This window comes from Cohnella sp. SGD-V74 (genome assembly GCF_003001675.1).
Lineage (GTDB): Bacteria > Bacillota > Bacilli > Paenibacillales > Paenibacillaceae > Cohnella.
This window is the reverse complement of record NZ_PVYW01000003.1, coordinates 314,075-328,163: the sequence shown is the minus strand read 5'-3', so window position 1 is coordinate 328,163 and position 14,089 is coordinate 314,075. Positions and strand designations below refer to the sequence as shown.

Annotated in this window: 8 protein-coding genes; all 8 read left to right on the top strand. The window is 60.3% G+C overall.

All coding sequences use genetic code 11. The features are described 5' to 3' along the window. The first annotated feature begins 12 nt into the window (after window positions 1-12). The 8 genes from B0G52_RS06345 (at window position 13) to B0G52_RS06310 (ending at window position 14,087) form a co-directional block, all read left to right on the top strand. Window positions 13-2,712 (top strand): S-layer homology domain-containing protein, encoded by a 2,700-nt coding sequence (locus tag B0G52_RS06345; RefSeq protein ID WP_158223609.1) that lies wholly within the window; start codon window positions 13-15, stop codon window positions 2,710-2,712. 159 nt (window positions 2,713-2,871) lie between these two features. Beyond that, complete coding sequence (gene nth, locus B0G52_RS06340; RefSeq protein ID WP_094042689.1) at window positions 2,872-3,540, top strand: endonuclease III; 669 nt, start codon at window positions 2,872-2,874, stop codon at window positions 3,538-3,540. Further along, window positions 3,537-7,253, top strand: coding sequence for a dynamin family protein (locus tag B0G52_RS06335; protein WP_158223608.1), 3,717 nt, complete (start codon window positions 3,537-3,539; stop codon window positions 7,251-7,253). Before nth ends, B0G52_RS06335 begins: the two co-directional genes overlap by 4 nt. Window positions 7,254-7,511: 258 nt before the next feature. Next, complete coding sequence (locus B0G52_RS06330) at window positions 7,512-9,311, top strand: ABC transporter ATP-binding protein (RefSeq protein WP_094042687.1); 1,800 nt, start codon at window positions 7,512-7,514, stop codon at window positions 9,309-9,311. Next, entirely contained in the window at window positions 9,308-11,107 is a 1,800-nt protein-coding gene (locus tag B0G52_RS06325; protein WP_094042686.1) for an ABC transporter ATP-binding protein, read from the top strand. The genes B0G52_RS06330 and B0G52_RS06325 overlap by 4 nt, the downstream gene beginning before the upstream one ends. A gap of 191 nt (window positions 11,108-11,298) precedes the next feature. Next, the gene (locus tag B0G52_RS06320; protein ID WP_094042685.1) at window positions 11,299-12,117 is read left to right on the top strand and encodes a GDSL-type esterase/lipase family protein; all 819 of its coding nucleotides are present in this window, start codon (window positions 11,299-11,301) and stop codon (window positions 12,115-12,117) included. Between the two features lie 22 nt (window positions 12,118-12,139). Next, a complete protein-coding gene (locus B0G52_RS06315) occupies window positions 12,140-13,105 on the top strand; it encodes an ABC transporter ATP-binding protein (protein WP_094042684.1) in 966 nt (321 codons plus the stop codon). Then, window positions 13,098-14,087: an ABC transporter permease gene (locus B0G52_RS06310; protein WP_094042683.1), complete on the top strand. Its 990-nt coding sequence runs from the start codon at window positions 13,098-13,100 to the stop codon at window positions 14,085-14,087. The genes B0G52_RS06315 and B0G52_RS06310 overlap by 8 nt, the downstream gene beginning before the upstream one ends. Window positions 14,088-14,089 lie beyond the last annotated feature (2 nt).

The window sequence follows — 14,089 nt, the reverse complement described above, 5'->3', positions numbered from 1 at the left end:
GACAGTATGACGATGAAGAAAGGATTATCGAAAGGCATTACCGGTTTGCTCGCTGCATCGCTGGTGTTTTCGGGGGTCTCCTACACGGAAAAATCGGCGTCGGCCGCTTCCATTTTCACGGACGTCAAACCGGGCTGGGCGGAGAAGCACATTACGAAGCTCGCGATGCAAGGCATTTTGAAGGGCGGAACGGGAAAGCAGGCGGGCATGTTCAGTCCGGCCAACAAAGTGACCCGCCAAGAGGCGGTCATTATCGCGCTCAGATTTATGGGCGTCGACAACGAAGTGAAGATCGGGGAGCCCCTCGTTTTTCCAAGCGATCTGGTCATCAAGGACGACTATAAACCTTACATAAAACTTGCGGTTCAAAAAAATATTTTGCTGCTCGACGAAGAGATCGCGCTCGTCAAAAAAGACGGCGGCAAGGAATGGGGCAGCAGCCCCGCTACGCGCGAATGGATGGCCAAGCTGCTCGTGCGCGCGATCGGCAAAGACCAGGCGGCCAAGGAAGCCGGAAGCCAAGCGACCTCGTTCGGCGACGACGCCCAGATCGACGCCGGCCTGAAGGGCTACGTCAGCGTAGCGGTGGCGCTCGGACTCGTTAACGGCGTAACGCCGACCAAGTTCGATCCGACGGCTTCGGTCACGCGCGAGATGGCTTCCACGCTGTTCAGCCGCGCCCAATCCCAGATCGACGTCGCTTATGCCGGCCAAGTGACCGGAGCGCTTGTCGGAGTGGAGGGCAACAAGCTGACACTGCTTCATTCCGACGGCGTCGTGAAGGATTACACGTTGTCCCAGACCGCTTCCGTCTACGGATTCGGCTCGGAGCAGACGACGGATATTTCTTCATTAAAGCTGTACGGCGAAGTGATTCTCATCGGCACTTCCAGCGGCACGGTCGGCTACGTGGAGCAGACCAGCGAGACGCCGAAGGTGACCAACATCCAAGGAACGCTGCTGCTCGTGTCCGAAGCGCAAAGCAAGCTGACCGTCTCCGTCGACGGCGAGCCGAAGAGCGTTTCTTATAACGCGGCGTCTTTGACGATCAAAGACATTAACGGACAATCGCTGACGATCGCCGATCTTCCGCTCAACGTGCCCGTAACGCTGGGCGTCGACGTGGCGACCGAGAGCAAGCTGCTGTCGCTTACGGTAAACAAAGCGGTAACGAACAAGTCCGGCTCTGGCACGGTCGAGAGCGTTAACGTGACCGGTCTGACGCTGCAAGTAAAAGACGCCGACGGCACATCGGATACTTATCCGATCGACGCGAACGCCGTCGTCAAGCATAACGGCACGAATCTGACGCTGGATCAGCTGGTCGCAGGCGACGCCGTCTCCTACGAAGTGAAGATGGGCTCGGTGACGAGCATTACGATAACGAAGAAGGTTCAGCCTCCGATCGAGGGCGTCATCAACCTCGTGGACAAAGCGGGCAAGACGATTCAATATCGCATCAACAACGAGCTTGGCGCCAAGGATTTGGCCGATAACGTCATCGTTAAGCTTGAAGGGCTGTCCAACGTGACGCTGGACGATCTGTTCAAGGGCGATACGGTGTCCATGACGTTGAACGAAAGCGGCAAAGTCGCCATCATCACGATCCAGAATCGTTCCGTCAACTTCCTGAACGGGGCAGTCGTATTTTCCGCCGACTTGGACAACGACATTCTGATCGTGACGGATTCCGCGAACAAGAAGGTTCCGCTTATTCTGACCGAGACGACCCGATTCGATCTGAACGGAACGGTTCTTACGAAGAAAGACGCGGCGAAGTATATCCTCAAAGGCAAGAAGATCAACGTAGGCTATACCAACTCTAACGCGGCGTACATTTCGGTCGTTTCCCAGTATACCGGGACGGTGCTGGAGAACAACCTGTCGGCCAAGACGCTGAAGCTGCAGCTGGATAACAAGAACGAAGTCGTGCTGCCTTATCCGAACTATTTTGCGGCGGAAATCTACGGAACGTCCTCGACGAGCTATCTCGACATTCGCGTCGGCGACAAAGTCACGGCACTTATGGATTATAATACGCAGGACACGGTCATCGCCGTTCAAGTACAGAAGACGGTTCAATTCGAGCTGGACAGAGTGGATCTCTCGTTGAACAAGCTGCGGGCCAAGCGGGCCGACGGCGTATTCGAAGAATGGAGCCTGAATACGACACAGTTGTCTCTCGTGGACGAGAACGACAATCCGATCAGCCTGACCGCTCTGAACCAATTGAACACGAAGCTGCTTAACGTCACGTTCAAAGGAAGAACGCCGATCAAGATCAAAGCTTATCCGGTCACTTACGGCAAGGTGGTTTCCGTGAACGCGGCGACCAATTCCATCGAGGTGTTGACGAACGCCGGCGCGACGGTGACGAGATCGTATCCGGCTGCTCCGACGGTGACGAGAGCGAATACGGTAATCGGTTCGCTGTCCTCGATCAAGGCGAACGACCGCGTCGAAATTCGCGTGGACGAGAATGACAAGACGGTCATCGAGATCATTCCGGCCGTCAGCAAGCAGTACCTGAATCACAATTCCTCGATTCTGTACGTGAACAGAGCTTCCTTGAACGAGAACAATACGTACGATTTGCATCCTCAGGTGTACGTCCATCAGGGCGCGAATACGATTTTGCTGTCGAGCATGAAGAAGGACGATCCGATCACGCTGTACATCGTCCGCGGCAAAGTCGTTGAAATCGTGAAATAAGCTTTATCCGCCGTCAGGCCAATCGGAGCGATCCGGTTGGCCTGATTTGCTGTGCGGGATTAGTGTCGTGTGGCGTGCTAATGTGTGCCGCATATTGCCGCATGAGCGATATTCCGGTAGACTAATAAGTTAGAGACTTTCTGAAAATGAGGAGCGCTTATGAACGCCGCAACGTTAAGGCAAGTGTTGAATACGATAGCGGAGATGTTTCCCGATGCGCGCTGCGAGCTGAATCACCGCAATCCGTTCGAGTTGACGATCGCGGTGCTGCTGTCGGCGCAGTGTACGGACGAGACCGTCAACAAGGTGACGGCTGCGCTGTTCGAGAAATACCGCTCTCCGCAGGATTACTTGAACGTCCCCTTGGAAGAGTTGGAGAACGACATTCGCAGAATCGGGCTGTTCCGCAACAAAGCGGCGAATATCCAGAAGCTGTGCCGAATGGTCATCGACCTGCATGGCGGGGACGTGCCCCGCACGCATGAGGAATTGACGGCTCTGGCCGGCGTAGGCCGGAAGACGGCGAACGTTGTCATGTCCAACGCCTTCGACGTGCCGGCGATCGCGGTGGACACCCACGTGGAGCGCGTATCCAAGCGTCTTGGCATCGCCAAGCCCGACGATTCGGTGCTCGAAGTCGAGAAGAAGCTGATGCGCAAGGTGCCGAGAGATGAGTGGACGATTACGCATCATCGGTTGATCTTCTTCGGGCGTTACCACTGCAAGGCGCAAAATCCGAAATGCGAAGTTTGTCCGGTACTGGAACATTGCAAGGAAGGCAAGGCTCGAATGAAAGCCTCCTTGAAGAAGAGGAGCGTAGCGAAGTGAACTCTATCGACCTCGGCGCGCCGCCAACCGGCGTGCCGTTATCATCAGAACTTATCCGATTCCAACAAGCGCTGCGGCAGATGTCCGCCAGAACGGCCGGCAACGGCGACGAAGTCCAGGCCGCGAAGCTGGAGGAGCTGTCCGGCAAGCTGGAGAGCGGACGGCTGACCGTCGCGTTCTGCGGGCATTTCTCCGCCGGGAAGTCCACGCTCGTCAATACGCTGTGCGGGGCGACGCTTCTGCCCGCATCCCCGATTCCGACGAGCGCCAACGTCGTGACGGTCGTCAACGGCGAACCGTTCGCCGAGACGGAATTCCGCGATTCGAGCGGCAGGACGCATCCGTCTCGCACGATCGCGGTCGAGCAACTGCACGATTTCGCGGTCGACGGAGAAGGCGTCACCTCGATTCGCGTATCCTACCCGATCCCGCTGCTCGGCGATCGCATGGCGATCGTAGATACGCCGGGCGTCGACTCGACGGACGGCGCGCATCGGGCGGCGACCGAGTCCGCTCTCCATATGGCGGACGTCGTCTTTTTCGTGACCGATTATAATCACGTGCAGTCCGAAGTCAACTTCCGTTTCCTGCGCAGTCTGGCGCGTTGGGGCAAACCGACCTATCTGCTCGTCAATCAGATCGACAAGCACAGGGAGGAGCAGCTCCCGTTCGCGGAGTTTAGAAGCAGCCTGAGCGAGGCGCTGTCCAACTGGGATATCGAGCCGGCTGCTACGCTGTTCCTGTCGCTGCGAGAGCCCGATCACCCGCTGTCGCAATGGAAGCAGCTGCTTCGGCTTATGGAGGAGCTCCAGCCGCTTGCGGACGCGCTTATCACCAGAAGCGTGGCCCGTTCGGCCGTCTACTTGGCGGAGCAGTATCGAGAGACGCTTCATCAGCGCAATCAAGAGAGCAGGCAGCGCCTCCAGGAGCAGTTGGGCGACGAAGGCGAGACGGCGCGCAGAACGGCTCTGCGCGCCGAATTGGAGACGGAGCTGTCGCAGCTCCGGACGGCGGGAGACCGGCGCAAGGAACGCGTGCGCGTCGACATGGATAAGCTGCTCGGCAACGCCAACCTGACGCCGGCCGAGACGCGGGAGAAGGCGCAAGCGGTGCTGGCGGCGATGCAGCCGGGCTTTAAGGCGGGCTGGCTGGCGGGAGCGGCGAAGACGGAGGCGGAGCGCGCCGCGAGGCTCGGCAGGCTGACCGACGATTTCAACCGTCAGGTGTCGGCGAACGTCACCGGCCATCTGAAGGCGCTGCTGCGGCGCGAGGCGGAACAGAGCGGCTTCATCGGCGAGGAGATGGAGCGCTCGCTCGACGACATTTTCCGCCCGGTTCAGCCGGAATGGCTGCGCGCGCTCGTGAAGCCGGGAGCCGGAGCGGAGGGTCAGGCGACGCTGCACTACTCGGCGGAGATCAGCGCCGAGCTGAAGTCGCTGTACCGCAAAGCGGCGTTCCAGTGGATCGACGAGCTGCAGGAGCGGGATCGTCCCGCGCTGGAGCAGAAGGCCGAGGGCGTGCAAGCGCAGCTGGCCGAGCTGGCGCAAGCGGATCGGATCGCCGACGAGATCGCCGGGCTTGAACGGGAGGAGCGCGAAGAGGAGCGGAAGCTGCTCGCGCTGCTGCCTGAGCCGGAGGGCGGCAACGACGGCGAGCTGCGGCTTCCCGCGCCCGAACCGCTCGCGGCCGATCTGGCCGGAGCGCTGATCCAGGAAGCGCCAATGCCGGACTCCCATGAAGCAACCGGCGGCTCCGGGGACAATGCGACGCCCGAAGAGCAGGGAGCCTCTTCCGAAGAGGCCCAACCTGGCCGTCTGGGAGCGCCCACGGGAGCCGCGGAGATGCTGGAGAACGCCGCCGCGCTGCTGTCCAACATTTCCGCGCTGCGGAGCGTCGCGGACGGCTTGAGCGCCAAGGCGGCGCGCTTTCGCGACAAGAGCTTTACGATCGCGCTGTTCGGCGCGTTCAGCGCGGGCAAATCGTCGTTCGCCAACGCGCTCGTCGGCAAGCCGGCTCTGCCGGTCTCGCCGAATCCGACGACGGCGACGATCAACCGAATCGTCGCTCCGACGGAGGAGCGCCCGGACGGCACGGCGCTCGTGACGATGAAGACGCCGGAGGATTTCGCCGACGACGTCCGCCATTCGCTGAAGCGGATCGGCATCGCTCAGGAGCAGCTGGACACGGCCGGAGCGGACGTCTCCAAGCTGCTGGCGCTGAAGGACCCGGTGGCGGCGGGAGACCTGCATCCGCGCGGGCGGCCGCATCTGGCGTTCCTGACGGCCGCTGCCAAAGGCTGGAGCGAATTCGGCCCGATGCTGGGCCGGAAGCTGACGGCGAGCGGAGAGGAGTACAGGAGGTTCGCCGCCGACGAGCAGGCTTCCTGCTTCGTCGCCGAGATCGACCTGTACGTCGATTCGCCGATTACGCGCAGCGGCGCGGTGCTCGTCGATACGCCGGGAGCGGATTCGATCAACGCGCGCCATACCGGCGTCGCGTTCCAATATATCAAAAACGCGGACGCGGTTCTGTTCGTGACGTATTATAACCACGCCTTCACGGAGGCGGATCGCGAGTTTCTCAATCAGCTCGGCAGCGTCAAGGACGTATTCGAGCTCGACAAAATGTTTTTCGTCATTAATGCGGCCGATCTGGCTTCGTCGGAAGCGGAGCTGGAAGCCGTCAAGGCGCACGTGGGCGCGCAGTTGCTGAAGCACGGCATCCGCAAACCGCGGCTGTTCGGGGTGTCCAGTCTGAACGGCTTGCAGGCGAAGCTGTCGCGCAGCCGTCCCGCTCTCGAAGCTTCCGGATTGTCCGAATTCGAAGGCGCCTTCCGCCGCTTCTCCGAAGAGGAGCTGGGGGGGCTGGCGCTTGCGTCCGCGAACAAGGAGCTGGACCGCGTCGACAAGCTGCTGGACGGCTGGCTGCAATCGGCCAACGCGGACGCCGCCACGCGCGAAGCGAAGGCGAAGCGGCTGAGCGAGCAGGCGCGGCGCTGGCAGGCGGAGGGGGCGGAAGCCGTTCCCGCGGCGGCGGCGCAGCCGCTTCGCCAAGAGGTCGGCGAGCAGCTGTACCATTTGCGCCAGCGGTTGAAATTCCGCTTTAAGGAGCATTTCCAGTCGGCGTTCCATCCGTCCATTTTGCAGGACGACGGACGCGATCTCAAAAAGCTGCTGCAGGCGTGCGGCGAAGATTTGAAGCGGTCGCTGAACGAAGATTTGCTGCAGGAGCTGAGGGCGGCGGGATTGAGGCTCGAAGGAACGATCGGCGCGCTGGCGGAGAAGGCGCTCGCTGCGTTGTCCGGGCTGGCGGAGATGGAGAGCGAAGGCTTTACGCCGGAGCCGGCGGAGAAGCCTGTCCTGGAGCTGCCGCTTCCCGAAGCGTTCGCCTCCGGTCCGAACTTCGATTCCAGACAGCTGTGGGGCGCGTTCCGCTCTCCGAAGCACTTCTTCGAGAAGGAAGGAGCCGTCGCTCTCCGGGGAAGTCTCCAAGAGACGCTGCTGGGGACGATCGACGAGGCGCTCGAGGCGCTTCGCCGGCAATGGGAGCTGGCGACGGAGAAGGCGCTGCAGGAAGCGGTCCACAGCGCCGCGCAGGCCTGGTCCGGGCAGCTGTCCGCGTTCGCGCTCAGCATGAGCGAAGCGCTTCGTCAGCCGGGCGAAGAACGATATTTGATGGATTTGCGTGAGCAATGGCGGAAAATCCGCCGTTAATTTCGATAATCGGCCCTCTTTCATCTTGACGAAGATGGAAGGGGGCCTTTTCTTCCGTTGCCTGCGTTTTCCTTGCGTAAACGGTTCAACAAGGGGATGTTGGGTATGAAAAGGGACGATATCGAAGATATCCGGTGAATACCCGGCGATGCCGACGGCAGTTTCCGCCGCAAGCCCGAATAGGGCGAAATAACGCTGTTGCCGGGATCTGAGATTCGGCTTACACTGCCGTAGAAAGCAGCGAGGGGAGGACCATTTTTGGATATTTTTCGGGCTTTAAAATCCTATTACTGGAAAGACAAAGGCTTCTTGTGGGGATCGATAGCCGGACTGGCGGTCGCGACCGCGCTTGGCCTGATTTATCCCCTGCTACTCAAATCGCTTATCGACGACATGATTCTCGCGGGGAAGTACGACGGGGTTCTCGGTCTGACGTTAACGGCGGTCGGCGTCATATTCGTCAAAGCCGCATTCCAGTATGTACACGGTTTCAGCGGCGGCCGGCTCGGCAACCGGATCGCGTATCGGCTGCGCAACGCCTGCTACGAGAAGCTGCAGCAATTGTCCTTCTCCTACTATGATACGGCAAGGACGGGAGACCTGATGTCGAGGCTCACGGCCGATATCGAAGGCGTGCGGATGTTTATCGGCTTTGGCTTCGCACAGCTGCTCAACACGGGATTGCTGCTCGTATTCGGGTTCACGATGATGTTTTTTGTCGACTGGGCGCTTACGCTGCTCATCCTCGTCTTCATCCCGGTGCTCGGCTTCGTGGCGATCCGCTTCGAGCAGGCCATCCACCCGGTATTCCGGTCGATCCGGTCCGCGGTGGGACGCTTGACGGTGCGGGTGCAAGAAAACATCACCGGAGTGCGCACGGTCAAATCGTTCGCCCGGGAACCGTTCGAGATCAACAAGTTCGTGAAGGAAAACGTGGACTATCGGGACAATCATCTGACGCTCGCGGACGTGTGGGCGAAGTATTTTCCGATGATGGAGTTTATCGCTAACCTTAGCGTCGCGACGCTGCTGCTGGCCGGCGGCTGGCGCGTGATCGCCGGCACGATGACGCTGGGCGAGCTGGTCGCGATCACGGGGATGCTCGGCTTCGTCGTCGCTCCGCTCTGGACGCTCGGCTTCCAGATCAATGGATATACGCAATCGAAAGCTTCGGGAGAACGTCTGCTGGAGCTGCTCTACCAACCGATCTCGGTGAAAAACCGCGACAACAGCCTTGCGCTGGACGACGAGGCGGTTCAGGGGCACATTCGCTTCGACGACGTCAGCTTCCGCTATACGAACCGCGACGACCTGCCTTCCGCGCTGCTCGGCTTGCAGCTCGACGCGCCGGCCGGCGCCGTCGTCGGCCTGCTCGGGGGAACCGGTTCGGGCAAATCGACGGCCGTGGGGCTGCTGCTGAGAGCTTACGACGTCGGCGACGGCGCGATTACGCTTGACGGAATCGACATTCGCCACATCGAGCTGGAAAGCTTGCGCAGACAGATCGGCATCGTGTTCCAGGAGTCGTTCCTGTTCTCGACGACGATCAAGGAGAATATCCGCTACGGCCGCCCGGACGCGACGATGGAAGAGATTGAGGAGGCGGCGCGCTACGCGCAGGCGGACGGCTTCATCCGCGAGCTGCCGCTCGGCTACGAGACGATCGTGGGCGAACGGGGAATGGGCTTGTCGGGCGGCCAGAAGCAGCGGATCGCGATCGCGCGGGCGCTGCTGAACAAGCCGAAAATTCTCATTCTCGACGACGCGACGAGCGCGCTCGACATGGAGACGGAGCACGAGATTCAGACCGCCATCCGCAAGGTGATGGCCGGACGCACCGTGTTCATGATCGCGCACCGGATTTCCACTTTGCGTCTTGCGGATGAAATTCTCGTGCTCGACCGGGGACACACGATTCAGCGCGGGACGCACGACAAGCTGGTGCGCCAGCCGGGGCTGTACCGCGAGACGTACCGGATTCAATACTCCGACCGCCCGGAAGAACTGGATTACGAGGCGGACTCGGAATGCGCCTCGGAAAGGCGGGTGTCGGGATGAGCCGTCAATTCGTATACCAGGACGACGAACTGATCGAGAAGCCTTTTAACTGGAAGCAGATGGGCCGTCTGGTCACGTTCGTGAAACCGTACAAAGCCGAGGTCGGCAAAGTCGTGTTCGTCATGCTCGTGTTCGGGATGCTCTCCAAGCTGGCGATTCCGTTCCTGACGATGCTGGCGATCGACCGGGCGATCTTCCCGAAGTCGGGCGAAGGGAGCCTGTCGCTGCTGCTGACGATCGCCGCCGTCATGCTCGTGCTGTACGGTACGCGCTGGTGGGCGCAGAAATATACGATTCACCGGACGAACGAGATCGGGCAGAGGGTTATTTTCGACTTGCGGGCCGCCCTGTTCAAGCACATTCAATCTTTGTCGTTCCGCTTCTTCGACAAGCGTCCGGCAGGCTCGGTGCTCGTGCGGGTGACCAACGACGTCAATTCCTTGCAGGACATGTTCACGAACGGGGTCGTCAACACGGCGATCGACATCGTGCAGCTGATCGGCATTACGGTCATTCTGCTCTTCATCGAGCCGAAGCTCGCCTTGGCCGTTATCGTGACGGTGCCGCTCATGTTCTTCGTCTCTACGGCGCTGCGCAAGAAGATCCGCATGGCCTGGCAGATCGTCCGGATCAAACAATCGCGCATCAACGCGCATCTGAACGAGAGCATCCAGGGCATCCGGGTAACGCAGGCGTTCGCGCAAGAGAAGGAAAACATCGCTTATTTCGACGACATGAACAAGAGCAACATCCGTTCCTGGAACAGAGCATCGGCGCTGAACCAGCTGTTCGGGCCGCTGATCGAGATTACGTCCGCGATCGGCACGCTGATCCTGCTGCTGTACGGCACGTACCTCATTCAGTCCGAGGCGATGACCGTCGGCGTCCTCGTCGCGTTCATTACTTATGTCGGCAGCTTCTGGGAGCCGATTACGCGGCTGGGCAACATGTATTCCCAAATGCTTATCTCGATGTCGTCGGCCGAGCGGATCTTCGAATTCATGGACGAACGTCCGGCCGTTCCGGAAAAGGAAGGCGCTAAACCGATCTCGCAGTTGAGCGGCCGCGTCCAGCTCGACAACGTGACGTTCGGCTACGAGAACGATCGTCCGGCGCTGAAGGGCATCAACCTCGACGTCAAGCCGGGATTGTCGGTAGCGCTCGTCGGCCACACCGGTTCGGGCAAGAGTACGATCGTCAACTTGATCTGCCGCTTCTACGATACGGTGGAGGGCCGGGTGCTGATCGACGGCCGGGACGTGCGGGACGTGACGATCGACAGCCTGCGCTCGCAGATCGGCATCGTGCTTCAGGATACGTTTATTTTCTCGGGGACGATTCGCGACAACATCCGCTACGGGCGCCCCGGCGCGACGGACGCGGAGGTCGAAGCGGCGGCCCGCGCCGTGCGGGCGCACGACTTCATCGTCGATCTGCCCAGCGGCTACGAGACCGAAGTCGAGGAGCGGGGCAACGTGCTCTCGGTCGGCCAGCGGCAGCTGCTCAGCTTTGCGCGGGCGCTGCTCGCCGATCCTCGCATTCTCGTGCTGGACGAAGCGACGGCCAGCATCGACACGGAGACGGAGCTGCGCATCCAGGAGGCGCTGGGCACGCTGCTGCAGGGACGCACCTCGTTTATCGTCGCCCACCGTCTGTCCACGATTCGTCATGCCGATTGCATCGTCGTGCTCGATCACGGGGAGATAATGGAGATGGGCAACCATGAGGAGCTGATGAAGCGCCCGGGGCATTACCGCAACCTGGTCGAAGCCCAGTACCGCTTTTTGTCCGCTTGACCGTTAGCATTAACCTGTTCGCTTGCCGGCTTGTCGGCGTCTTGGGACGCCTTCAGGCCGGTTTTTTGCGTTTTTTCGCGCAGGACCGGGCATTTCGATTTGAAAAATGCGGCAATAACCGTTATCGTGGAAAAGTATAGGGAGAAAGCGGAAACAAAGCTCCGAATCATCGAACGACTGGGGGAAAGCGGATGAAGTCGTCTTCCGTGCTGTGGAGAACGCTGGGCATTGCGTCGCTCGTCTGCCTGCTGGCGATGCTGACCGGTTTCGGCTGGGCGATTAAGGACACGTGGTTTCCGAAAGAGGGACTGGCTCTGCCTAAGGCCAGCGAACCGGAGAAGGCGGCCGGCGGCGACTGGAGCGCGAAGAGCGAGCTGTACGTCGCCGCGTTAGGGGATTCCTTGACGAAGGGAACGGGGGACGCGACCGGCGAAGGCTATGTTGCGCGCACGATCGCTTCGCTGGCCGAGAGGCTGGACAAGCCGGTCTATCTGGTCAACAATATGGCCGTCAACGGCATGCGCGCCGACCAGCTGGCCGTCAATCTGGATGAGAAAGGGTTCGTGAACGCGGTCGGACGCGCGGACATTGTGCTGCTGACGATCGGAGGCAACGATCTGTTCCAGGTCGCGCAAGGAGGCGGTTCGCTTGCGGAAGGAGGAGACCTGTCTCCGGAGGCGCTTCGCGAGCTGCTGCCTGACGTCAAACCGAGGCTTAAGGAAGTGTTCGACAAGATCAGGGCCGTGAATCCGGTTGCGCGCATCGTCTACGTCGGGCTGTACAACGCCTTCTACGACGTGCCGCAGATGCGGGAGGTCGCCAGCGAGACGGTCGCGGAATGGAACGGCTACGCCTACCGGCTTGCGCTGGCGGACGGCAACGCAACGGTCGTTCCGACGTACGATCTGTTCGAGTTTAATCTGACGGACTATTTATCCTCGGATCATTTTCACCCGAATGCGCTCGGGTACGAACGGATTGCCGCAAGAGTCGCGGACGCGCTTCGATAACGACGGAGAAAGGGGACCACCGATGGGAGAGCAGGAGAAGGAAGTCGTATTGTCGGTACGGGGGCTGAAAAAAAGAATCGGACGCAAGCCGATCATTCGCGACGTCTCCTTCGACGTCAAGGCGGGGGAGATATTCGGGTTTCTGGGACCGAACGGCTCGGGGAAGACGACGACGATCCGCATGCTTGTCGGCCTGATCAAACCGACGGACGGGGACATTCTCGTCTGCGGGGAGAACGTCCGCACGCATCCGGACAGAGCGCTCGCGCATATCGGCTGCATCGTGGAAAATCCGGAAATGTACGGCTTTATGACCGGATGGGAAAATCTCGCTCACTTCGCCCGGATGCAGCCCGGAATTCCGGAGGCGCGCATCGCCGAAGTGGTGGAGATCGTCGGGCTGGACCACCGAATCCACGACAAGGTGAAAACCTATTCGCTCGGCATGAGGCAGCGGCTGGGCATCGCTCAGGCGCTGCTGTGCAAGCCCCGGCTGCTCATACTGGACGAGCCGACGAACGGTCTCGATCCGAAAGGAATCAAGGAGCTGCGCGAGTTTATCCGAATGCTGGCGGAGAGCGGCATGAGCCTGTTCATTTCGAGCCATCTGCTCAGCGAGATCCAGCTCATGTGCGACCGCGTGGCGATTATCGCGCACGGCGAAGTCATCGCCGTCGGCGAGGTGGAGCAGCTCGTGTCGCAGGCGGGCGCGTACACGGTGTGGCAGGTCGATCGGCCGGAGGAAGCGAAGCGGATGTTCGCCGGCGGTTCGGACATCGGGCTCGTGCCGGAGGAGGAGCATCGGATCGACGAAGCGCTGCTGTCCGCGTTGGACGAGCCGATCGTCACCGTCGTGGACGAGAGCCGAATCGCGGACTGGGTGAGCCGGCTTGTGGCGTCCGGCATCGGCATCGCATCGGTGCAGCGCGTCGCTCCCTCCTTGGAGGAGCTATTCCTGAAGCTGACGGAGGGGGAGAAAATTGACTAATCTGCTGGCGCTCATTCAGAACGAGACGTTAAAGGTATGGAAGAAAAAACGGTTCGCGGTCGTCGTGCTCATCCTGCTCATCTTGATCCCCGTATTCGTCTACGCTCAGATGAAGGTCGCGCAGAACAGCGCCGACAAGTTCCGGACGGATTGGCGGGCCGAGCTGCAGAGCCGGATTACCGACAATACGAACGCCCTGAGCAGCGACCGGATCCCCGAGGAATGGAAGCAGTGGCGCAAGGCGCTTGTTCAGCAGCTGCAATATTATCTCGATCACGACATCAATCCCGAGTCTCCGAACGGGGTTACGTTCACCCGCAGGTTTATGGATAACGCGGTGAGTCTGTTCATCCCGCTCATGGTGCTGGCGATCGCTTCGGATCTCGTCTCCTCGGAGCGTGCGACGGGGACGATCAAGATGCTGCTGACGCGGCCCGTGCGAAGATGGCGAATTTTATTTTCCAAATTAGCGACACTGACCTTATACGTTTCTCTTATTCTCGTTACGACAATCGCGCTCTGCTACCTGATCTCAGGCCTCGTGTTCGGCTACGGAGGCTGGGGAGAACCGGTGTTCGTCGGGTTCCGGGTTCAGGGCGCGGACGTGGATACGTCGAACGTCCATGCCGTCACACAGGGCGTGTACCTGCTGATGCAGGCGGGGCTCATCTGGTTCGCTGCAATGGTGGTGGCCGTGATCGGGCTGATGGTATCGGTGCTCGTGCGCAGCACGGCGGCGAGCTTCGTGACGATGATGGCGACGATCATCTCGGGCACGATTTTGGCCAACATGGCCTCTTCCTGGAAGTCGGCGAAATATTTGTTCAACGTCAACCTGGAGCTGTCCGCTTATTTGCGGGGAACGCCGCCTCCGGTCGAGGGCATGTCGCTCGGATTTTCGCTTGCCGTACTGGCGATCTGGGGCGTTGCGTCGGTTATCGTTTCGTTCGCCGTCTTTACGAAGCAAGACATCTTGAATTAGAA